Annotated in this window: 18 protein-coding genes and 1 tRNA gene; 10 read left to right on the plus strand and 9 right to left on the minus strand. The window is 74.4% G+C overall.

Going from position 1 to position 22427, the window contains the following annotated elements; genetic code table 11:
• Positions 1-26: 26 nt before the first annotated feature.
• The 6 genes from JGS22_RS05425 to JGS22_RS05450 all read right to left on the minus strand — a co-directional run bounded on the left by JGS22_RS05425 (position 27) and on the right by JGS22_RS05450 (position 6944).
• A complete protein-coding gene (locus tag JGS22_RS05425; RefSeq protein ID WP_268980886.1) occupies positions 27-974 on the minus strand; it encodes an aldo/keto reductase in 948 nt (315 codons plus the stop codon).
• Between the two features lie 94 nt (positions 975-1068).
• Positions 1069-1632, minus strand: a complete 564-nt coding sequence (locus tag JGS22_RS05430; protein WP_216814847.1) for an AAA family ATPase — start codon at positions 1630-1632, stop codon at positions 1069-1071.
• A gap of 149 nt (positions 1633-1781) precedes the next feature.
• Complete coding sequence (locus JGS22_RS05435) at positions 1782-2666, minus strand: class I SAM-dependent methyltransferase (RefSeq protein ID WP_211043754.1); 885 nt, start codon at positions 2664-2666, stop codon at positions 1782-1784.
• Between the two features lie 685 nt (positions 2667-3351).
• On the minus strand, positions 3352-5355 hold the full coding sequence (locus tag JGS22_RS26750; RefSeq protein ID WP_308405527.1) for a SelB domain-containing protein: 2004 nt from the start codon (positions 5353-5355) through the stop codon (positions 3352-3354).
• Positions 5356-5378: 23 nt separating this feature from the next.
• Positions 5379-6686, minus strand: a complete 1308-nt coding sequence (gene selA / locus JGS22_RS05445; protein ID WP_211043304.1) for an L-seryl-tRNA(Sec) selenium transferase — start codon at positions 6684-6686, stop codon at positions 5379-5381.
• A gap of 165 nt (positions 6687-6851) precedes the next feature.
• Positions 6852-6944, minus strand: a tRNA-Sec gene (locus JGS22_RS05450).
• Between the two features lie 90 nt (positions 6945-7034).
• Between JGS22_RS05450 and selD the strand changes: the two genes are divergently transcribed.
• From selD to JGS22_RS05485, 7 genes are all read left to right on the plus strand, one after another.
• Entirely contained in the window at positions 7035-8033 is a 999-nt protein-coding gene (gene selD / locus JGS22_RS05455) for a selenide, water dikinase SelD (RefSeq protein ID WP_211043302.1), read from the plus strand.
• 236 nt (positions 8034-8269) lie between these two features.
• Positions 8270-8974: a hypothetical protein gene (locus JGS22_RS05460; protein ID WP_216814848.1), complete on the plus strand. Its 705-nt coding sequence runs from the start codon at positions 8270-8272 to the stop codon at positions 8972-8974.
• A gap of 7 nt (positions 8975-8981) precedes the next feature.
• A complete protein-coding gene (locus JGS22_RS05465; protein WP_308405528.1) occupies positions 8982-9671 on the plus strand; it encodes a MauE/DoxX family redox-associated membrane protein in 690 nt (229 codons plus the stop codon).
• Complete coding sequence (locus JGS22_RS05470; RefSeq protein ID WP_211043159.1) at positions 9659-10186, plus strand: hypothetical protein; 528 nt, start codon at positions 9659-9661, stop codon at positions 10184-10186. The genes JGS22_RS05465 and JGS22_RS05470 overlap by 13 nt, the downstream gene beginning before the upstream one ends.
• Positions 10186-11103: a peptidoglycan-binding domain-containing protein gene (locus JGS22_RS05475; protein WP_211043161.1), complete on the plus strand. Its 918-nt coding sequence runs from the start codon at positions 10186-10188 to the stop codon at positions 11101-11103. The genes JGS22_RS05470 and JGS22_RS05475 overlap by 1 nt, the downstream gene beginning before the upstream one ends.
• A gap of 43 nt (positions 11104-11146) precedes the next feature.
• Entirely contained in the window at positions 11147-11314 is a 168-nt protein-coding gene (locus JGS22_RS05480; protein ID WP_211043163.1) for a hypothetical protein, read from the plus strand.
• A gap of 87 nt (positions 11315-11401) precedes the next feature.
• Positions 11402-11896, plus strand: coding sequence for a hypothetical protein (locus JGS22_RS05485; RefSeq protein WP_236073035.1), 495 nt, complete (start codon positions 11402-11404; stop codon positions 11894-11896).
• A 105-nt stretch (positions 11897-12001) separates the two neighbouring features.
• Here JGS22_RS05485 and JGS22_RS05490 read toward each other — a convergent pair whose 3' ends face one another.
• Together JGS22_RS05490 and JGS22_RS05495 are read right to left on the minus strand one after the other, a co-directional pair.
• Entirely contained in the window at positions 12002-12754 is a 753-nt protein-coding gene (locus JGS22_RS05490) for a helix-turn-helix transcriptional regulator (protein WP_211043165.1), read from the minus strand.
• Entirely contained in the window at positions 12751-13350 is a 600-nt protein-coding gene (locus JGS22_RS05495) for a response regulator transcription factor (RefSeq protein WP_211043167.1), read from the minus strand. The genes JGS22_RS05490 and JGS22_RS05495 overlap by 4 nt, the downstream gene beginning before the upstream one ends.
• Positions 13351-13838: 488 nt before the next feature.
• On the opposite strand from JGS22_RS05495, the gene JGS22_RS05500 reads away from it, so the two are divergent.
• The 3 genes from JGS22_RS05500 to JGS22_RS05510 all read left to right on the plus strand — a co-directional run bounded on the left by JGS22_RS05500 (position 13839) and on the right by JGS22_RS05510 (position 20617).
• Positions 13839-17045: a type 2 lanthipeptide synthetase LanM family protein gene (locus tag JGS22_RS05500; protein WP_308405529.1), complete on the plus strand. Its 3207-nt coding sequence runs from the start codon at positions 13839-13841 to the stop codon at positions 17043-17045.
• A gap of 207 nt (positions 17046-17252) precedes the next feature.
• Entirely contained in the window at positions 17253-17474 is a 222-nt protein-coding gene (locus tag JGS22_RS05505; protein ID WP_211042501.1) for a hypothetical protein, read from the plus strand.
• Positions 17475-17701: 227 nt separating this feature from the next.
• Positions 17702-20617: an ATP-binding protein gene (locus tag JGS22_RS05510; RefSeq protein ID WP_211042500.1), complete on the plus strand. Its 2916-nt coding sequence runs from the start codon at positions 17702-17704 to the stop codon at positions 20615-20617.
• A 213-nt stretch (positions 20618-20830) separates the two neighbouring features.
• Here JGS22_RS05510 and JGS22_RS05515 read toward each other — a convergent pair whose 3' ends face one another.
• Positions 20831-22330 (minus strand): MFS transporter, encoded by a 1500-nt coding sequence (locus tag JGS22_RS05515; RefSeq protein WP_211042499.1) that lies wholly within the window; start codon positions 22328-22330, stop codon positions 20831-20833.
• Positions 22331-22427 lie beyond the last annotated feature (97 nt).

Here is a 22427-nt window from a genome sequence, read left to right on the forward strand (position 1 = left end):
GGCGGAGTGCGCCGGGGGCGGAGGTGTCACTGCCGGGCGCCCGCGGGTGCCGGCAGTGCGTCGAGCAGCGCCGTCTCCTCCCGGGTGAGCCGCAGTTCGGCGGCGGCGGTGTTCTCCTCCACATAACGCGCGTTCTTGGTGCCCGGTATCGCCACGATGTGGTCTCCCTGCGCCAGCACCCAGGCGAGCGCGATCTGCGAGGGCGCGACACCGCGACCGTCGGCCACCTTGCGCACCGCGTCGGCCAGCGGCAGGTTGGCCACCAGGTTCTCGGGCTGGAAGCGGGGGTTGACCAGGCGGTAGTCGTCCGCGGGCAGGTCCTCGCTGGAGGCGAAGCGGCCGGTCAGAAAGCCGCGGCCGAGTGGCGAGTAGGCAAGCACGGCAATGGACTCGCGGGCGGTGAAGGGCACCAGCTCGGCGAGGGAGTCCCTGGTCCACAGCGAGATCTCCGCCTGCACCGCGGCCACCGGGTGGACCGCCTGCGCGGTGCGGATCTGCTCCACGGTGACGTCCGAGAGGCCGAGCGCACGGACCTTGCCGGCGCGCACCGTCTCCGCCATCGCGCCCCAGCTCTCCTCCAGCGGCACTTCGGGGTCGACCCGGTGGAGCTGGTAGAGGTCGATGCGGTCGGTGCCCAGCCTGCGCAGGCTGGCGTCGACCGCCGCCCTGATGTGCTCGGGCCGGCCGTCCTTGCGCAGCCTGGTCTCGCCGGGGACGAAGCCCACCTTCGTCGCGACGAACGCCTTCTCGCGGCGCCCTGCGAGGGCGCGGCCGACCAACTCCTCGTTGGTGTGCGGGCCGTAGACGTCCGCGGTGTCGATGAGGTCCGCGCTCAGATCCAGCGCGCGGTGGACGGCGGCGATCGAGGCCGTGTCGTCCCGTCCGTGGGGGTCGTACGCATAGGACATCCCCATGCAGCCGAGTCCCACGACGCCTACCCGCTGCCCGTCCTGCCCGATGGCGGTGGTGCGCAACTCACGTCTCCTGTTCGGGGGTTGTGCTCCGGCGATGAGATCGGGGCCGGGCCGCGCCCACCACCTCGGTGGACACGACCCGGCCCCGGGACGTTCAGGAAACGGCGCCCTCGGTCCAGGCCCGCTTGAGGATCTCGTCCACGGTCTGGTCGACCGTCTGGTCGGAGGTGTCCAGCCAGAGGCCGACCTCCGGGGTGCTTCCGCGCAGCACGGCGTCGAGGTCCTTGGGCTGCCAGTCCGGGCCGTACCCGGTCTTGGCGCGCTTCTCCTCCCGCGCCAGCACGGCGTCGGGGCTGGGAGCCAGGACGACCACGGCCAGCGGCCGGCTCTTGATCGTCTCGGTGATCTCCTGGAGGTGCTCGCCGAGCAGGATGTCCTGGATGATCGCGGTGAAGCCCGCCTGGCAGTACGCGTCGGCGGACGCCGCTGCCAGCCGGTGCCTCAGGCGCAGCTGCTCCAGGGCCTCCGGCTCCGGGTCGGCGGTCATGTTGACCTGGCCGTTGACGATCATGCGGCGGAAGAAGTCGCCGCGCACGTGAACAGACCGGTCCAACCGCTCGGCCAGAGCCTGTGCGACGGTCGACTTGCCCGCCGCGGAGATGCCCGACAGGACGAGGACGCCCCTGCTGCCCCCGTCACCCGGAATGTTGTCTGCCATTGGGGAAGTGTTTCCTCTCTCGTGTACTCGATCGCACGGCGACCACGTCGAACGCGGCGACCGCCGGCGGTTCAGCAAACCCAGCAAACCCAGCAAACCCGCAATCGCCGACCGCAAATGCCGGCGCGGGAATTCGGTGCCCTGTGCACTCAGTCGCGCTCAAGGATGAGCAGGTCCATTGAGGCCGGCCTCTCGGTGGAGGTGCCCCAGGTACCCGGCTTCGGTTCCCGACGCAGGTGCAGACCATATCGCGCAGCCGCCTCGCGCAGATACTCGACCCGGTAGGCGATCGCGTACGTCGGCTCTTCCTTCGAATGCACATAGTATTCGCCATGATCATTTGTGAAGGTGAACGCGGTACGCCCCTGGGCGATATTTTCGGCCACCTTGTCGTCGACGAGATAGGCCGTCGCGAAGCACTGACCGCCGGGCCGCAGCACACGAGCGGCCTCGGTCAGATAATTGTCCAGCTCCGGCGGCAGCAGATGACTGATGAGACCCACCATGGCGACCACGTCGAACGCGGAATCCTCGGCCGGGAATCGGAAATCAGCGGCCGAAAGTTTTCCGTCGGGATTATAGATCTCCTGACGGATGTCGACATGCTCGAACCGGAAATTCGGATGCCGGGCGGTGATGGCGGAGGAGCACCAGTCGATGGCGTGCGGCACGATGTCGAAGCCGAGATAGGAGCCCTTCTCGCCCAGCACGTCGGTGAGCGGGACCGCGATGCGACCCGCGCCGCAGCCGGCGTCCAACACGTCGTGCGAGGGGCCGACCCCCAGCTCCTCCTGCATGTAGTCGGTGATCTGGCGCCCGACCTTCAGGAAGTCGCCGTTGCCGATGAAGCGGCGGTACCTGCGCGGCGGCAGCAACTCGTGGTCCCGGCCGCGCAACCGGTCGGTCAGGTCCAGAATTCGCAGCCCCGCCCGGTAACAGGAAGCCCGCAGCTGATCGAAAGCACTGGAAGCACGCACCGTGGACGTGTATTTAGTCGCCTTCAACGCTTTCAGCTCGGATTTGTTGTCCGGCATGACGAGCGGCCCCTTTCTGGCGATTTCTGCGATCGTGCCGAATCTGATGGCAGTACGGGCGCGCCAGGGGTTTCCGTTGTTTCTCGCCGCACGGCGGAGTACGCCGTCCAAAGGGTCGCAGCCACACCCCCGTGCCCCACGGGACACAGCATGTCCCGAGCGACACCGATGGTCAACAGTGACGAAGAACGCCGGCAGCAGGCATTGTCCGATTCTGCCCCGATTACCCCCGCGCAACATCGATTCCGGGTCTCCGGAAACCGGACCGAATGCGGTTGCCGCTTCAACGGAACATAGTCCGGAGGCATGTGCACGCGGCTTCCCTACGGCCTTCACCGGCCCCTGCGAACTCGTGCAGGTTACCGCTATCCGCACCCGCGGAGAGAAGTGCGGCCAGGTCCCGCCGGCCGTACTTTGGCCGAAATCAAACGTTGCCTTTGCCGGTCGCCCGTGGAACAGCCCACTCATTCTTTCGGAGCGGGGAGCCGGGGTGCGGCGGGGAGGCGGAAGCGAGGGAGCGAGGGAGCGAGCCGGCGGAGAGGCGAGGAGCGGGCCGGCACGGCGGCGGGTCGGCAGGGCGGCGGGTCGGACTCACCGGCGCTGCTGCGGAGGGGCGACGCGCCGCCGGGCCGCGTACGCCGTGTCCGCATCGGCGGACCGCCGGCTGCCCGCCGCGGCGCGCCGGTCAGGAGGTGAGGGTGCGGCGGCCTTCGGTGTCGCGACGGGTGTGGCCGGCGGTGTCGAGCGCCTCCAGCAGCGGCACCGCCACCCGCCGGCTGGTGCCCAGAGCACGGGCGCACTCCCCCGGGCCGAACGAGCCCTTCAACGACCGGAGTTGGGCAACGGCGCGGTCGGTTGCGCCCGGGGCCAGATGGAGCGGTCCGATCCGCTCCAGATGGCCGCGACGCACCAGCAGTGCGAGAGCGGCCTCGTTGAGGCCGAGTTCGCCGAGCTGCCGCCGGGTGGGCGCGCCGAACGGATCGTCGTCCAGGTGGCGAAGGAGCCGCTCCAGCGCCGCCGAGACCTGCGGGGGCAGCCGGTCGGCGTTCGCGGCACGGTGGATCCGGCCTTCGCGCACCACCAACTCCGGGCCGAACAGGGCGTTCGGCGGCAGGGCGTCGGGCAGGCCGAGGAACTGACGGGCACGGCCGAGCGGCAGCCCTGGATCGTCGGGGCTCGCCGCGGCGTGGCGGTCGACCTCCGCACGCAGCGCGGCAGCCGCCCGGTCCGCGTACCCCGCGTCGAGCAGGTACGGGCCCGCGTCGAGCAGGTGCGCCCGCGCGTCGGGCGGGCCGGCGATGGGCACAGGACCGGAGGCGGGTTCGACCGAAACGGCCTCGGGTGGGGCCGGACCGGAGGCGGGCGCGACCGGGGAGGTGGTGGAACGCAACGCGTAGCCCATCGCGGTGAGTTCGGCTCGGTGGGCGAAGCCGACGGCGCGCAGCCGGCCGGTGGGGTCGGCGGGTTCGGCGACGTCGGAGAGCAGCCGCGCCCGTGCCGCGGCGGCGCCGCGCCTGCGCAGTTCCGGCGGGGCGACGTCCAGTACGACGGCGCCCCGCAGCAACCGCGAACCGGGGTCGCGCAGCAGCAACCGGTCGCCGACGTGCAGATCCAGCGGCGTACGCAGGGCGAGGCGGACGGTGTCGAGCCCAAGTGGACGCAGCCGTGCGGCGGTTGACGCGGTGCCGCAGTGCACCAGGGGCTCGGCGGGCAGCCGGGGAACCGGGTTCGTGGCGCGCTCTCCGGGTTCGGTCCGTACGTCGAGGCGGACGTCGACGGTGGAGGTCCGCCACCACGCCCCCGGTCCGACGAGGGCGTGGCCCCGGCGGATGTCGCCCGCGGACGCACGACGGAGGTTGACCGCCACCCGGGCCGGGCCGCGAGCCCGGGAGACCTCCTCCCCCAGGCATTGGAGTCCGCGGACGGTGACGGGGGTGCCGGCGGGCGAGAGCTCCAGGGTGTCACCCACCGCGAGTGTGCCCGCTTCGAGCGTGCCGGTGACGACGGTGCCGGCCCCGGCCACGGTGAACGCGCGGTCCAGCCACAGCCGTACGGGCGCCCGCGGGTCGGGGGTCGGCGCCGCGGCGGCCACCCCGTCCAGCGCTGCCAGCAGTTCCGCCAGCCCCGCGCCGGTACGGGCGCTGACGGCCACCGCGGGCGCGTCGGCCAGCCCGGTGCCGGCCGTGTGCTCGCGCGCCTGCGCCAGTGCGTCGACCGGATCGGCGAGGTCGCTGCGGGTGATCACCAGCAGCCCGTCTTGGATGCCGAACGCCTTGAGGGCGGCGAGGTGTTCGGCGGTCTGCGGGCGCCACCCCTCGTCGGCGGAGACCACCAGCATCACCGCGGGGGAGGTGGCCAGGCCGGCGAAGGTGGTGGCCAGATAGCGGTGGTGGCCCGGCACGTCGACAAAGGCCAGCCGCCGCCCGCCGGGCGCGGTGGTCCGGACGAAGCCGAGGTCCAGGGTGAGGCCGCGGCGGCGCTCCTCCGCGAGGCGGTCGGGGTCGGTGCCGGTGAGCGCCCGCAGCAGCGTGGACTTGCCGTGGTCCACGTGTCCGGCGGTGGCGATCACGTACATCCCGGGCGCACCGGTCGTCCCGGCCCCGGTCGTCCCGCGCGCACCGGTCACACCGGTCACACCAGCCCCGGCCGTCCCGACCCCACTCACCCCGTTCGTCCCCGTCTGCGTCACGGCACTCTCCTGCGTCGCCGCGGTCAGGCGTCCGCCGGGGCGGGGCGGGCGGCGAGCACGGCGGCGAGCAGGGTCTCGTCGTACGCCTCCGGCACGGTCCGCAGGTCGAGCAGCAGCCTGTCCCGGTGCAGGCGGCCGACGACCGCCGGCCGGCCGGTGCGCAGCGGCGCCGCCAGGGCGGCCGGCAGCGCGACGGCGGCGCTGTCGAGCACCGCTTCCGGTGCTCCGCCGCCGCCCACCCGCGCCTCCGAGGCGACAGCGGCGGCGTCCAGTCCCACGGCGCGCAGCCGGACGGCCAACGCCTCGGCGCGCGGGGCGAGTTCGGCGACGGTGGCGGTCAGCGCCTGCTCGACCGGGGTGTCGGGCCCGCGCAGGGTGGCCTCCAGCGCGGCGAGGGTCAGCTTGTCCACCCGCAGGGCGCGGGCGAGGGGGTGGGTGCGCAGCCGCTCCACCGTTTCGCGGCGGCCGAGCAGCAGTCCGGCCTGCGGGCCGCCGAGCAGCTTGTCGGCGCTGGCGGTGACCAGGTCGGCGCCGTCGGCGAGTGAGGTCGCGGCGTCCGGTTCGTCGGGGAGCACCGGGTGCGGTCGCAGCAGCCCCGAACCGATGTCGTGCACCACCGGCACGCCCAGCGTGGCGAGTTGGGCGATCGGCACCGAGGAGACGAAGCCGGCGGTGTGGAAGTTCGACGGGTGGATCTTGAGGAGGAAGCCGGTGCGCGGCCCGATCGCGGCCCGGTAGTCCGCGAGGTGGGTGCGGTTGGTGGTGCCGACCTCGCGCAGCCGGGCGCCGGTGGCGGCGAGCAGGTCGGGGAGTCGGAAGCCGTCGCCGATCTCCACCATCTCGCCGCGGCTGAGGACGATTTCGCGGCCCCGGGCCAGTGCCGTCGCGGCCAGTACCAGCGCGGCGGCGTTGTTGTTGACCGCGTGCACCGCCTCGGCGCCGGGGACCGCTTCCGCGAGAGCGGCCACGGCGCCGAGGCCGCGCCGGGCCCGGCGGCCGGTGGCCAGGTCGTACTCCACGTCCGTACAGCCCGCGGCGTCCGCCAGCGCGGCCCGGGCGGCCTCGGAGAGCGGTGCGCGGCCGAGGTTGGTGTGGACGACCACGCCGGTGGCGTTGAGCACCGGGAGCAGGGCGGCAGCGGTCGGCGGCAGGGCGTCCGCGGCGGCGTCGGCAGCCTCCTCGGGCGCCAACTCGCCGCTGCGCACACGTTCCTGAACGGCCGTCACGGCGCTGCGCACCGGTTCGCGGCCCAATCGCGCGACCGCGGCGGCGAGCCGGGGGTCGGCCAGCAGCGCGTCCGTCCGGGGAACGCGGCGTCTGGCATCCGCCATCGGGTGTCCTCTCCGCGTCCTGTCGTGCCTCACCGCCGTTCCGCGACCGGTCTCCGTACGTACGCGGGGCGCCGGGCCCGGTGCGCGTCGGCCCGGCCCGGTGCGCGTCGGTGCGAACCGGTACGGGCCGGTGCGGCCCGGCTGGTTCGCGCGGGAGCCGGCGAGCGGAGGCGTATGGGAATCGAACCCACCCGGCCGGGGTTCCCGACCGCATCGGTGTTGAAGACCGTGGGGGCCACCAGGCACCCGCACGCCTCCGGCGCGGAGTCTAGCCGCAGGCCCCCGCGTCCCGGCAGGCCGGGACGCGGGGGCTGGTCCGCGCCGCCGCGGCGGGCTACCGTCCGGCGGATGACGGCTCCGCGCATGACCCAGTACGCAGGTGGTGGCGGCTGCGCCTGCAAGCTTCCCCCGGGTGAACTCGACGAGCTGGTGGCCGCGTTGGCCGGCAGCGCCCCCGCGAACCCGGCCGCCGAGCTGCTGGTCGGCCTGGACGGCGGCGGGGACGACGCCGCGGTGGTGCGGCTGGACTCCGAACGCGCACTGGTCACCACCGCGGACTTCTTCACGCCCGTGGTGGACGACCCGTACGACTGGGGCCGGATCGCGGCGGCCAACGCCCTGTCCGACGTGTACGCGATGGGCGGGACGCCCTGGGCGGCGGTCAACCTGCTGGCATGGCCCCGGGAGACGCTGCCGCTGGAGGTGGCGGCCGAGGTGCTGCGCGGCGGCCGGGACGTGGCGCACGCGGCGGGCTGCCAGGTCTCGGGCGGGCACAGCATCACCGACGCCGAGCCGAAGTACGGCATGTCGGTGGTCGGGCTGGTGCATCCGGACCGGATGCTGCGGGTCGACGCGGCCGTCCCCGGCAGCGCGCTGACGCTCACCAAACCGCTCGGCAGCGGAGTCCTCAACTCCCGGCACAAGGCGACCGGTACGGTCTTCGCCGAGGCGGTCGAGGTGATGGCGGCGCTGAACCGCGACGCCTCGCGCGCCGCGGTCGAGGGGGGCATTCCGGCCGGTACCGATGTCACCGGATTCGGCCTGCTCGGACACGCCTACAAGCTTGCCCGCGCCTCCGGCGTGACGCTCGCCGTCGACGCCGCCGCGGTGCCCTACCTCGCCGACGCCCGACAGGCGCTGGCGGACGGCTACGTCAGCGGCGGCACCCGGCGCAACCTCCAATGGGTCGCTCCGCACGTGGAGTTCGGCTCCGCCCCCGAGAGCGAGCGACTGCTGCTCGCGGACGCCCAGACCTCCGGCGGGCTGCTGCTGACCGGCGAGATCCCCGGCCACCCGGTGATCGGCGAGGTCCTTCCCCCCGGCCCCTCCCCCGTGGTGGTCCGCTGACCCCGTACGTGTGCGCCGGTGAGCGTGCGCGGGCCCGGTACGGACGCACTGGCCCGCGCCGCTTCCCCAACGCGCCCCGCAAGCCCCCGCCGCGTCCCAACGGCTCCCCGCACCGCCTCCGCACCGCCTTACCCGTACACGAGTTATTGACCGTGCATCGACAAACAGACAGGGTGGGCTCTCGTCGTCGCCGGCAGTCGGCGGGGCGCCGAACTCGGGCTCTCGGGAGGAACACCGTGGCTCCATCCACAGCCGTCGAGCACCGCTCCCTGGACGGCGCAGCCTTCCGGCTCTCCGGAGACCTGGACCTGACGCAGCCGGCCACCTCCGTCGTCGAGGTGGTCGCCGGCGGGCGTCTGCACGAGTTCACCTCGGGGCCGCGCAAGCTGGGGGAGTCGGTCGCCGCATCACTCGGCGTCACCGACTTCGACTCCGAACTCGCCTTCCGCGGCGGCACCCTGCGCACCGCGACCACCAGCGAGTACGACCGGCAGTCGCAACAGGTCGAGAGCCCGACGCTGGTCGTCTGGGAGGGCCGCCGGTTCAGCCTGATCACCCGGCTCTACCGCGCCCGCCTCGCCGACGTCCTCTCGCTGCTGCGCACCCTGGACATCGCCGAGCACCCGGACGGCGTCGTACTGGCCCCCGACCGCGCCGCCGGCAGCCGACTGGCGCGTCCGGCGGCCGTGGTCAAGGAGATCCCCTCCCTGGGCCTGGTCGAGGTCGCCCGGCGCACCCGTGAGCACGGCGCCCAGCTCCCGCCCTGGGAAGGCGCGTCGGTCGGCTCCGGAGAGCTCTTCCGGGACAGCCTCTCCGACGGCAGCCCCTTCTTCGTGCTCTCCGGCTCCGACCTGTGGGCCACCATCGTGCCGCTGGCCGGGGTGGACGTCGCCTCGGTGCCCCGCGCGGTGGACCGGCTCGACCTGCGGACCGCGGGGTGAGGAACCGGTGACCTCCCTGCTCGGCACCGTCACCACCGCGGTGGTGCTGCTGGTGCTGCTCGCCGGATGCGCCGCACACCTCTCGCGCCCCGCCGCACTGCCGGACGCGCTGCACGCGCACGGCCTGGTGCCCGAGCGCGCGGTACGCCTCGCCGCCGTCGCGGCCACCCTGGCCGAGGGCGTGCTCGGCACCGCCCTCGTCGCGAGCCTGCTGCTCCGCCAACGCACCGCGCTCACCGCGGCGTTGGCCGCGACCGCGCTGCTCTTCGTCTGCTACGCGCTCTACACCCGGCACGCCCTGGCCACCGGCCGCGGCGGCCCCTGCGGCTGTTCGCGCACCGAGGTGCCGCTGAGCGGCTGGGTGGTCGGCCGCGCCTGGGTGTTCGCCGCGCTGGCCCTGGGCGGCGCGGTACTGGCGGCCGGCCCCGGGAACCCGCCCGAGGGCGCCGCCGAGACCGCCGTCGCCGCGCTGGTCGCGGTGACCCTCGCCGTACTGCTGTGGGTCCTGCCGGCCGCGATGGCGCAACCCGCCGCCGGCTCCGCGCCGGCCCGCCGCTCCGTGGCACCCGACCCGCACGCGCGGAACGGCGTACCGCACACACCCCACGTGCCGCACAACGCACCGCACGCGCGGAACGTGACCACCGTGACAGCCATGCCCACCGTGAGAGGGGGACACCGCGCGTGGACTTCGTGACCAGTGCCCTGCTCGTGTCCTGGGTCGCCATCGCCCTGCTCGCCCTGGTGGTGTCAGGCCTGGTGCGACAGGTGCACCAACTCTCCCGGGGCGGCGGCGCGGTGCGCACCCCGGGGCGGGTCGGCGTCGCCCCCGGCAGCCCCGCGCCGCACGCGGCGGAGCTGCTCGCCGAGGACCGGCCGACCCTGCTGCTCTTCCTCAGCCCCGACTGCCGCACCTGCGTGCGGGTGCTGGCCGAGGCGGACCGCGTACACACCGCCGCCGACCCTGCGGACGGGACCGGCGGCCCCGCCGTACGCGCCGTCTACGCCGACGAGGCCGCCGCCGCAACGCACTCGGTGCCCGTCCTCGACCACCGACCCGACCTGTTCACCGCGTACGACGCGATCGCCACGCCCTTCGCCGTACTGGTCGCCGCCGGCGGCCGGGTCGTGCGCTCCGAACCGCTCGGCGCCCCCGAGGCGTTGCACGATCTGCTCGCCGAACTTCCCGCCAGCCAGCCGAGGAGCGCGTGATGCCCCACCTGGACGACGTCCCCATGCTCCGCCGCTCCGACAGCTCGGACCGGCCGGTCCGACGGCGCACCACGGGCCTGCCGCGCTTCGTGCTCTCCCGGCGCACCGCGCTCCAGGCGGCGACCGCGGTCGGCTTCGCCTCGCTCGGCGTCTTCTCGGTGGCCCGCGAGGCGTACGCCGACGGGTACGACATCTGGACCGGCGACTGCCCCTCGTACGCCTCCGACCACGACTGCTCCCCCGGCTGCGGGCCGAGCACCGTGCACGCCGCCGCCTGCGAGACCTCCGGCGAGCACGAGGGCTTCCACCGCAACGACGGCACCACCTGGACCCTGCGCCCCAACCAGTGCTACTCCGGCACGTACGACGGCTGGCTGTGGCGCTTCACCGGCGCCTGCGGTGCCTGCGCGTGCGGCATCGAACGCCGCTGCCACGACGGCTACTTCAACTCCGGTTCGGGCTGGGTCCGTTCGATCTGCCGCTGGACCACCGACTGCGGCTGCGAGGGCACCGTCACCTGGCCGACGCTCAAGTCCGGCGTCAGGGGCCCCGACGTGCACACCGCCCAACACCTGCTCACCCACCACCAGTTCGCCCTCGAGGCGGACGGCATCTTCGGCCCCGACACCGAGGCGGCGGTCAAGCAGTTCCAGACGTCCGTCGACCTGGAGGCCGGCGGCACCGTCGACCCCGTGACCTGGCCCCATCTGGTGGTCACGGTCAAGGAGGGCGACAACAGCCAGGCGGTGCACGCCGCGCAGCGCCAGTGCGTCAAGCACGGCCATCCCATCGAGGTGGACGGTGCCTTCGGGCCGCTGACCACCACCGCGGTGCGCGAGTTGCAGAAGAACGCGGGCCTCACCCAGGACGGCATCGTCGGCCAGCAGACCTGGCGCGCCCTGGTCGGCGGCGCGTAACCGCACGACACCGGGCGACTGACAGCGACGCGGAGGGAGGGGCATGAGCGGGACGACGGGTCGCGAACGCGCGCGCGGTCGGCTCACCGACCCCGCGATACCCGTGCTCGCACTGGTCTGCGCCGCGGTCGCCGCCTCCTGGTACGCACCCGTCCTCACCTGGGCGGTGCTCGGCGGCCTCGCGGGCTACTCGCTCTCCGGCTCCGTTTGAACGCGCAACAGCGCACATGCGCTTGCCTCGCCAGGTTGGCGGGCCGTACATCGACAGACCACCGTCCTCGGGGTCTTCTCCACCGGGTTGCTGCTCGGCGCTCTGCTGTCCGCGTCCGTGCTCTGGCTGCTCTCCGGCCTGCTGAGCCCGCTCCCGGACACCTGGACGCTGCCCCTGACCGTCGCCGCGGCGACGGCCGGAGTCGCCCGGGACGCCGGCGTGCTGCGGTTCCCCCTGCCGCAGAACTCGCGCCAGGTCCCGCAGGACGTGCTCCAGCGCGATCTGGTGCGCGGCGCGCTGCAGTTCGGCTTCGAGATGGGCACCGGCGTACGCACGTACGTGTCGGCGACCCTGCCGTACGTACTGGCCCTGGGGGTGCTGCTCGCCGGTGAGGCGCAACCGGCGCTGGCGGCCGGCGTCGGCTTCGCCCTCGGCCGGGCGGCCACGCCGGTGCTGCGGTACTCGGCCGGGACCGGCGAGGAGTGGGACGACCGACTCCAGGACCGGCTCCCGCTGTTGAAGGTCGGCGGCGGCACCGTCCTGGCCCTCGCCCTCCTCGCCCTCACCCTCCGCACCACCTAGCGACCCCACCACCAGAGCTCCGCGGCGGTGGCTCCTCGGCGGGAGGGGGCCCGCAGGCCCGGGGCACCCCGCGCGGCCGGGGCCCGACTGCCGTGCGCGGCGGGGTCAGATGAGGCCGTCGCGGAGGGCGCGGGCGACCGCGTGGGCCCGGTTGCGGGCCTGGAGCCGCGACATCACCTCGTAGATGATGTTCTTCACCGTGTGCTCCGAGCAGCTGAGCAACTCGGCGATGTCGGCGTTGCCGTGGCCCTCCGCCATCAGCCGCAGGACGAGGACCTGCCGGGCGGTCAGGGTCGGCCGCACTCCGCCCCAGGGCGCCTTCTCCGACTGCTGCGTACGGTCGGTACGGGCCGGGCGTCCTTCCCTGGTCAGCAGGTGCGAGAGCATCGGGTACGGGATGCTCGGCAGCAGGTTGCCGGCCCGGCGGACGGCGTCCCGCAGGCCCTCGGCGGTGAGGTCGGCGTTGCGCAGCACCACGGCGCCCACCCGCAGGGCCTGCCGCAGACTGGTCCTGGTGACGGTGTCGCAGATCAGCAGCAGCGGCCCCACATCGGTGAGTCGGCGAAGTTCCCGCTCCGCGTCGTCGGCCACGAGCACGGTGACGGTGCCGCTGCGGACGCCGGTGGCGGGGGCGGTGCAGGTGGTGGAGGCGGCGGCTCTGAGGCCCGTGCCGGTGGCGCGGCGGGCCGGTTCCGGGCCCGACTCGCAGTGCAGTCCGGCCCGGCGCAGCAGCGTCCGCACCCGTACCGCCTCGCGGTCCGGGCGGGGCGGCACAAGGCGAACCGACGGCAGCACGGCGGCAGTTGAGGGCGCGACGGTCGGCGCGACGGTCATCGGGGGCGGGGCCAGGGTGCTCACAGCAGACCTGCCCGAAGGGCGAAGGCCACCGCGTGCGCGCGGTTGCGCAGCCGGAAGCGCTGGGTGATGTCGTGCATGACGCTGGTCACCGTGCGGGGCGAGTAGGCGAGTTGGTGGGCTATCTCCGAGGTCTCGTGACCGTCCGCGACCAGCTGGAGCACTGAACGCTCGCGCTCGGTGAGGGAGTTGCCCGCCCAGCCGGTGGCCGCGCCCGTACGGTCCAGCACCGCCTCCAGCAGGTCGGGCGGCAGGGTGCACTCGTCCCGGGCCGCGGCCAGTACCGCGTGCGAGAGGCGAGTGGCGTCGGCTTCGCGGCGCAGCAGCAGCCCGCGGGCGCCGGCGGCGAGGGCGTGCAGCGCGTCGCCCGAGGCCAGCGCACCGGCCAGCAGAACCACCGCGGGGCCCTGCCGCAGCGCCCGGGTGGTGCGCACCATGTCCAGCTCCGAGGGGCCGAGCCGGTCCACGGTGAGCACCACCACCCGGGCCTCGTCCGGCTCGCTGACGGTGAGGTCCGCGCAGTTGACGAGGGTGCTGCGAGTGCCGGCCTCCAGCACGGGGTCGAGTGCGGTCACGCTGACCGGTACGGGTGCACCCATCTGCCTCTCCTTGGTGTCGGTCGTTCCCGCCGCGAACGTCCGGGCGGGGTCGGGCTGTTGTCCTGGGGCAGACACTCCCCCGGTCCGCCGGGAGCGGGCATCGGTAGTCGTTCCCCACCTTTGCCCGCCGGCCACGGCGCCGGTGGGGCCGGGGTGCGGTCCGGTCGCGGCAGGCCCGCGCGTACGGGGCCGGGGTGGGCGGGGCGGGTCGGGTCTGCGGGCCGACTCCCGCGACGCGCACGGCCGCGTACGGGTCAACGGGACGCGCACGGCGGCCGGTTGACCACCCACACGTACGGCTCCCCCCATGCCCCGCCGGGCTCCGAGGACGGTGGCGCGCACCCCCACCGACCAGCATGTTCGCCGCTCGACCGGCTTCCGGGCACGGGCCCGTTCCCCCATGTCCGCCCCGGCGGGCACGGGGTCCGCGCACAATGTGGGGGCTGCTCCCCCATGTGGGGGGCGGGGAGGTCTGCGACCTTCGTAGTGTGATCGAAACAGCCAGCCTCCAGCTTCCGCAGAGCGCCGGCCTACCGCTTGCCTGGTGGGCCCGGGCGCTGTCCCTCGCCGAACGGCTCGCCGCGCCCAACCCGCCGCAGCCGGCCGGTGTATCGACCGGCCCGGCGCCGTGGGAAGCCGGCGACGCGGAGGGCTTCGCGGCCCGGCTGGCCCACCTGGAGGTGGACACCGCCGCAGCCCGGGCGCTGACCGAGGAGGCTCCCGAGCGGCTGGCTGCCCGAGCGGCCAAGCCGATGTGGGCGGAGTACGCGGAGCTGGCACTCGACGCAGTGGACCGCCTTCCCGGCGCCGACGACACCGGCACCGCCGGAGTGTTCGCCGCCGAGCGGGCCGAAAGCGCCGAGGGGGCCGGGGCCGTCGAGGGGCCCGAGGTCTTCGCACCCGTGGTCCGGCCGTTCACGACCCTGGCAGCCAACCGGCTCGACGTCGCGCTGGAGGGCCTTCCCGCAGCCGAACAGGACGTGTGGCGGCGGGCGTTCGAGCAGCGGCTCGTACACCGGCTGGTGCGGCTCGCCGGCCGCACCCTGGTCCTGGAACTGGACGCCGCCCGCCGCGCCGGGCGCCTGGCCGGCGCCGACTCGCGCCGGCGGTTCCGCTCCTTCGTCGAGGAGCTGCGCACCGGGGAGGGCCTCGGCCGGCTGCTGGCCCGCTACCCCGTGCTGGCCCGCATGCTCGCCCAGACCTCGCTGGACGCGGCGGAGGCCACCGCCGAACTGGTGCTGCGCTTCCGGGCCGACCGGGACGCGCTGGTCGCGGAGCTGCTCGACGGCCGCGACCCGGGCGCGCTGCTCGGCGTCGACCTGGGGCAGGGCGATCCGCACCAGGGCGGTCGTTCGGTCGCGATCCTGGCCTTCGCGGACGGCGCGCGCCTGGTCTACAAGCCGCGCCCACTGTCCCAGCACGCGCTGCTGGACGAACTGGCCGCGTGGTTCGGGACCAAGGCCCCCGGAGTACGGCCGCGCACCCCGCGCACAGTGCGCCGGCAGGGCTACGGCTGGCTGGAGTTCGTGGCCCACCGCTGGTGCCGCTCGCTGGGCGAGGCCGCGGCCTTCTACCGCCGCCAGGGCGCGCTGCTGGCACTGCTGTACGCGCTGGACGGCGCCGACATGCACTACGAGAACCTCATCGCCTGCGGTGACCAGCCGGTCCTGGTCGACGCCGAAACACTGCTGCACACCGGGCTTCCGGAGCCGAACACGGCCGGCGCCGACCCGGCGGGCGAGGCACTGCGCGCCTCGGTGCACCGCACCTGCCTCCTGCCGCACCTGCTCATCGGCGAGCAGGGCGCGCTGGACATCTCCGCGCTCGGCCGGTCCGCCGACGGCACCTTCCCCAGCGAGGGGCTCAACTGGCAGGACTGCGGCACCGATGTGATGCGGGTGGTCCGCGGCCCGGTGCTGAGCCCGGCCGCACAGAACCACCCGCTGCCCGAGGACCGGCCGCTGGGCCGCGCCGACCACCGGGCCGTACTGCTGGAGGGCTTCCGCACCGGGTACGCCGCCATCGCGGAGCACCGCGCCGAACTGGAGGCACCGGACGGGCCGTTGCTGACCTGGGCGGACTCGCCCGCCCGGCTGATCGCCCGCCCGACCCGGCTGTACGCCACCCTGCTGGAGGAGTCCACCCACCCCTCCCTGCTGGGCGACGCCCTCGCCCGCGACAGCGTCTTCTCCGTCCTGTGGTCCGAGTCCCTGGCGGACGGCGCCCGCCGCCGGCTCATCGAGCAGGAGACGGCCGACATGTGGCGCGGCGACGTACCTCTCTTCGTCCACCGTCCCTCCGGCACCGGAGTGCGGTCGGCCGACGGCACCTGGCTGCCGGATCTGCTGCCGGTGGCCGCGCTGACCGCGGTACGGCGCAAACTGGCCCGGCTGGACGAGGTCGACTGCCTGGACCAGGAGTGGATCGTCCGCGCCACGCTCGCCGCGGGCAGCGCCGGGTTCCCCGGCGCCCGTCCCCGCTCGGAGCTGGCGGTCGTCCCGGTACCGACGGCGGGCGCCGCCCCCTCGCGGCTGCTGGCCGCCGCGGCCGGTATCGCCGACGAGATCGCCGCCCGCGCCGTCCGCGCCGGAGGCCGGGCCAACTGGCTGGGCCTGGAACAGGTTTCGGGGCCGCACTGGGCGGTGCTCCCGATGGGCGCCGGACTGGCACAGGGCTACTGCGGCGTCGCGCTCTTCCTGGCCCAGCTCAATTCCCTTGCCGGCCCCGGCCGTTACGGCACCCTCGCACAGGAGTCGGTACGGCCGCTGGCGCCGCTGCTGCGGGCCCTGGCAGCCGAACCCGAGCTGGCCGCCCCCGTCGGCCCCGGCGCCTACCACGGTCTGGGCGGCGTGGTGCACGCCCTGCTCCGGCTCTCCCGGCTGACCGACGAACGGCTCCTGGACTCCCTCCCGGACGCGCTCACCGCACTGGAGCACGCCGTGCGGCACTGCCCCGAACCGGGTCTGGCGAGCGGCAACACCGGCGCGCTGACGGCCGCCGTCAGCGCCCACCGGGTGACCGGTGACGCGCGGGCCCTGCTCCTCGCCGACCGGCTGGCCGACGCCCTGACCGCCCAGCTGTCCGGACCGGAGCAGCGCGGCGCCCTCGGCACCGGCTTCGCGGAGGGCGCCGCCGGCATCGGCTGGGCGCTGCTGCGGTACGCCGAGCTGCGGCCCGAGCGCGCCCGGCCGCACACCGCCGTCGCGCACGCACTGCTCCGGCAGGCCGCCCGCGAGACCGGGCCCGGCACCACCCTCGACCTCTCCTGGACGAACGGGATCGCCGGCATCACCGCCGCCGCCGCGGCGCTGCCCGGTGCGCCGTCCGACAGCCGCGTCGAGCGGCTCGCGGAGTGCGGGGCGTCCTTCGACCTCAGCCTCGGCCACGGCACGCTGGGGCAGTTGGAGGCCCTGGCGGTGCTGGCCGGTCCCGGTGGCCGGGACGAGGAACTGACCGCCCGGGCCGGGGAGGCCCTGACCCGCGGCACCGGCGACGTGCTCGCCCTGGTCGAGGCCCAGGGACACCGCTGCGCCACACCGGACCGGATCCCCACGCCCGGACTGCTGACCGGGCTCGCGGGCATCGGCTACGGGTTGCTCCGCCTCGCGCACCCGCGCTCCGTACCCTCCGTGCTCCTGCTGGAACACCCGCTGGAGGAACCACCGGGCCGCTCCGGCGGGCGGCCCCGCACCTGAACCCACCGACGCCGGGCCCCACTGCCCTGCAGTCACCAGCCCAACCCCCGGAGTCCGTCCGTCCCTTCGGACTCCACGCACCACACGCACCACCGAGCACCACACGCACGACCACGCACCACCGAGCACCACACGCACCACCACGCGAACCACCCCTCGCGCCATCACGAGCAGTCCCACGCGATTGACGACACCCAGGAGCCAGACATGGACCAGCACCGCGACGCCGCCACCACCGCCAGATCCCACGGAGCGACCGAGGCCGTCGCCACCGAGCAGCAGGACGCCGCCGGCGGCATCACCCTCAAGGGCCGCAACGGTGCCTGCTCCCGGGCCCGCGCGCTCGCCGGGATGGTGCTGACCAGCGGCATCGTCATCACGCTGAGCAGCGTGGACACTTCGGTCTCCGCCCCGATCGGCGGTGCCTGAGCACGGCGCGTCCCCCGGGACGACACCGCGCGGCGCGAGGCCTCAACGGGCTTCGCGCCGCGCGGCGTTGTGCCGGGGAAGCCCTGTGCCGGCCGGGGTGGCCCTGCCGCTCGACGGTCGGCGCCGGACGCGTGCGCTCCGGACACCCCTCGCAGCGCGCCCGGACCTCGGGACGAGTGTCACGCACCCTGCCGTCCGGGCAGGATTTCTGCTTATCATCCTCAATCATGCGCTCCCATACGCGTTCCCTGGTCGGGAGGGACCCTCAGCTGGAGCAGCTCGGCAATGCCCTCGCCGACGCCCGACAGGGACGCGGGGGCGTGGTCTTCGTCGTCGGCGAGGCCGGGGTCGGGAAGTCGCGGCTGGGCGCGGAGGCCGCCGGCGGCGCGCTGAACGACGGGATGCGAGTACTGCGCGGACGCAGCAGCACCACCGGACCGGCGGTGCCGTTCCGGCCGCTCACCGAGGCGCTGATGTCGCTCTTCCGCAGCGGCGACCCGCCCGACGGCGTCCTCCTCGGCCCCTACCGTCCGGCGCTGGGGCAGCTGATCCCGGACTGGTACACCGGCGAGCGCGAGAGCAGTTCCATGGTGGTGCTCGGCGAGGCGGTGCTGCGGCTGCTGCTCGCCTCCGCCCCGGAGCAGGGGCTGTTGCTGCTGCTGGAGGACCTGCACGACGCCGATCCGGAGACCCTGGGGGTCCTGGAGTACCTGGTCGACAACCTGGAGCACACCCCGTTGCTGCTCCTGGCCACCGTGCGCACCGATTTCAGCGACGCCCTCGACCTCGCCCAGTCCGCGCGGCGCCGCGGCGCGGCGGCGCTGTTGGAGCTGCCGCCGCTGACCCGCGCGCAGACCGGCGCCATGGCCGCAGCGCAGCTGGGCGTCGCGTCCCCCGAGGAGGTCCCCGAAGCGGTGCTCCAGCGGCTGTGGGAGGACAGCGCCGGAAGCCCGTACCTGATCGAGGAGTTGCTCCAGTCGATCATCGGGACCGGCGCGCTGGTCCAGGGCCCGGACGGCTGGCGGGCGGTCGGCGACGCACGCGGTGACGTCTCCTCGACGCTGGCCCGGGGCATTCTGCGGCGCATCGACCGGCTCGGCGCCCAGGGCCTGACCCTGCTCTCGGCCGCCGCCGTGCTCGGACGGCGCTTCCCGCTGACCGTCCTCCAGCGCATGACCGACATCGACGACCGGGCACTGCTCACCCATCTCCACGCCGGGGTCGCCGCCCGGCTGGTCATCCCCGACGAGCCCGCCCCCGACTGGTACTCCTTCCGGCACTCCCTCAGCATCGAGGCGCTGTTCACGCAGATGACGACGGGTCAGCGCGCCGAGCTGGCCCGGCGGGGAGCCGAGGCGGTGGAGGAGCTGCACCCCGGGCTGGAGGGCGACTGGTGCGTATTCGCGGCCGGACTGCGGGGCGAGGCCGGGGACCGGGAGCGGGCCGGGGACCTCTTCGCGCGGGCCGGGGCGCGGGCGCTGGCGACGGGCGCGCTCAGCTCCGCCGTCGCGCTGCTGACCCGGGCCGAGGGGCTGCTCGCCGGCGGCGGCCGGCCGCAGGCCCGTGCGGAGGTGCTGGAGAACCTGCTGCCCGCGCTGGCCGAGGCGGGGGACTTCACCCGCGCCTTCGACCTCGTCGACGATCTGCGCACGCTGGACGGCTCCGGGCTCAGCCCGGCAAGGCTGGCCACCGTGCACACCCGGTTGGCCAAGGTGGCCCACCTGGCGGGGCGTTGGAGCGACGGCAACCGGCAGATCGAACGGGCCAGGGCGGAGCTGGCCCTCGCCCCGGACGAGGCCGAGGCCGCCGCCGTCGACGTGACCGCCGCGTACCTGGCACTGGACACCCCCGGCCCGGGCCGCACCCAGCAGGCGGAGACGCTCGCGCTGTCGGCCGCCGCCGCGGCCGAACACCACAAACTGCCCGTGGTCGCCTGCCAGGCCTGGCAGTTGCTGGCCACCGTCGTCCGCGAACGCGATCCGGACCGCGCCAGGGCGATGCTGGAACAGGCCGGCGAGACCGCCGAACGGCACCGACTGCCGCTCCAGCGGATGTACGTGATGACGCGGCTCGGCGGCAACGCCTGGCTGGCCGAGGGGGATTCGGCCGGGCTCCGCGAGGCCCGCGAGGAGGCGCTGCGGCTCGGCTCGGTCAACGTGGTGCACACCGTGGACGGCATCCTGGTCCTGGACGCCGTGCTGCGCGGCGGGTACGCGGCGGCCGGGGAGGCGGCGGCCAAGTGCCTGGCCGTGGTCCGGCGGCTGCGGTTCGCGCCCACCGTGCGCTACGTGTTGACCGCGCAGGCCACGCTCGCCGCCCACCTCGGCGACCGCGCGGAGATGGAGGCGCGGCTGGCGGACCTCACCGAGTGGGACGGCGCCGGATCACAGGAGGAGCCGCTGGGGTACGGGCTGGCCCGGGCGTTCTGCGCGCTGCTGGAGGAGAACCGCGAAAGGGCGGCCGAGGAACTGCGCACCGTACGCGCCCTGGAGGCGGACAACCCCTCCACCTTCCACCTCAGCGGCACCCACGGACTGGGGCTGCTGCTCGACGTGCTGTCCGGCGCCGCGGGCCGCGAGCGGTACCGGGAGGTGACCGCCACCGCCACGTCCCGGCTGCGCTGGAACCGGCAGTTCGTCACGCTGGCCGACGCCGTCCTCCTCGGGGCCGAGGGCGAGGGAGCACGAGCCTCCGCGCGGGTGGCCGAGACCCAGTCCGAGCCGTACGCGATGGCACGGCACCTGGGGCTGAGGCTGGTCGCGGACGCGGCGCGGCGGGACGGCTGGGGCGACCCGGTCAGCTGGCTGCGTCAGGCCGAGCACCACTTCCACGAGCTGAACGTGCCGCCGGTCTCCAACGCCTGCCGGGCCGGGCTGCGGCAGTTGGGCGTATCGCTGCACCAGCACCGCAGCGGGACCAGCGGCATCCCGGAGGAGCTGCGGGCCCAGGGCGTGACGGTGCGGGAGTACGAGGTCTTCCGGCTCCTGGCGGAGCGGCTCAGCAACAAGGACCTCGCAGACCGGCTGTTCATCTCCCCGCGCACGGCGGAGAAGCACATCGCCAGTCTGATGGCCAAGGTCGGTGCCACCAACAGGGCCAATCTCTGCGCACGTTCGGCCGCCTTCCGGACCTCGGGCACCTGACAGCGGTACCGCCGCGCCGGCCCGCCCACCGTCGTCGGCCCGTTGTCGTCGGCCCGTTGTCGTCGGCCGTTCGGCCGGCTCGTCCCGCGTCGCCCGCTCGGCCGGCCAGCCCGTGCCGGGAGGCGCCGAACACGCGCCGAACACGCGCCGGGCACCCGCCGAACACGCGCCGGACCGGCGTCCGGGGCTCCGCCCGAGTCGCCGGTCCCGGCCTCAGCGCATCTCCCGCACCGACCGGGAGGACAGCACCGCCAGCCCGGTCAACAGCAGGATCACTCCCACGAAGGAGAACAGGAGCGTCGGAGAGCGGCCCGCCAGCGCACCGCAGACGATCAGGGAGACCGGGGCCACTGCGTAACCGAGCACCATGTCCACCGAGATGACCCGACTGAGCACGTTCTGCGGGATGTTGCGCTGAATCCAACTGATCCCGTAGACGCCCTGGAAGCCGATGCCGAAGCCCATGGTCAGGACCACCGCCAGCACCGCCACGGTGGAATCCACCAGGCCCAGCACCGTCATCCCCATCGCCAGCCAGCCGGCCAGCGCCGCCACCAGCAGACCCACCCGGAGCCGGCCGCCGACCGCGCCGCCGGCCAGCGCACCGAGCAGAGCGCCGCCCGCGAGCGCCCCGTTGAGCAGTCCGAGGGTGGCCGAGCCGCCGCTGAGCACCTCGTTGGCGAGGGTGGCGAAGCCGACCACGAAGGGCCCGGAGTAACAGAAGTTGATGGCGGTGTCGAGGGCGACGATCGTCCGCAGCCGCGGATCGCGCCAGGTGTACACGACGCCCTCACGGATACGCGCACCGAGCGAGAGCTGGGCGGCAGGCCCGGGGTCGGGCTGCTGCTCCGCGCCGGTCTTCCCGCCATCGGCCTTCTCCGCGACCGCCTTCTCCTCGACGGAGCCCCGGGCGTCCGGGCTCTCCCCGGCGAGCGTCTTCTCGTCGCCGCCCGAAGTACGGTCGCCGGCACCGCTGTCGGGGGAACCCGACGCCGATCCCGTTCCCGAGTCCGGGCCCGATTCCGAACCCGAGTCCGGGCCCGAGACCGCGGCCGACGAGGTGTCGGCGGAGCCGTCCTGCGCGTTCCGCTGCCGGGGGCGGATGGCGAGCACACACCAGCCGCAGACGGCGAAGCAGACCGCGTCGACCAGGAACGCCGCGGGCGCCCCGGTGAAGGCGATGACGGTGCCGCCGATACCCGGGCCGATCACCGCCGCGGTCCTGGCGCCCGCGCTGAGCAGGGCGTTGGCGGGCGGCAGAGTCTTCTCGTCGACCACCGACGGCAGGATCGCGACCCGTGCGGGATGGAAGAAGGCGTCCACGGTGCCGAAGGCCGCGGCGGCGGCGCAGAGCATCCAGACCGTCAGACCGTCGGCGAGCCCGATCAGTCCGACGGCCGCCATCAGCGCCGCGCGGGCGAAGCTGGAGACGGCCATCAGCGTACGGGTGGACCAGGTGTCCCCGAGGGTGCCGCCGACCAGCGTGAACAGCGCCCGGGGAACGGCCTGGAAGGCCAGCACGTACCCGAGGGCGAGAGTGGAGCCGGTCAGGGTCAGGGTGATCCAGGAGAAGGCGATGACGCTGAATCCGTCACCGAGCAGGGACAGCGACTGGCCCGCCCACAGCAGGCGGAAGTTCCGGTTGCGGGCGGGTGACCACAGCCGCGGCCGACTGTCGGCCTCTGGGTCGGGGGCGGCGAGGGTGCTGCTCATGTGCGGGCCTCTTCTTCGATGACGGGTGCCGGAAGGACGACGCCGGGCGGGCGGGCGGCGGGAGCCGGAGGGAGGGCTGCCCGCCCCGGCCGGGACG

The sequence above is a fragment of the Streptomyces tardus genome (assembly GCF_018101125.2).
Lineage (GTDB): Bacteria > Actinomycetota > Actinomycetes > Streptomycetales > Streptomycetaceae > Streptomyces > Streptomyces tardus.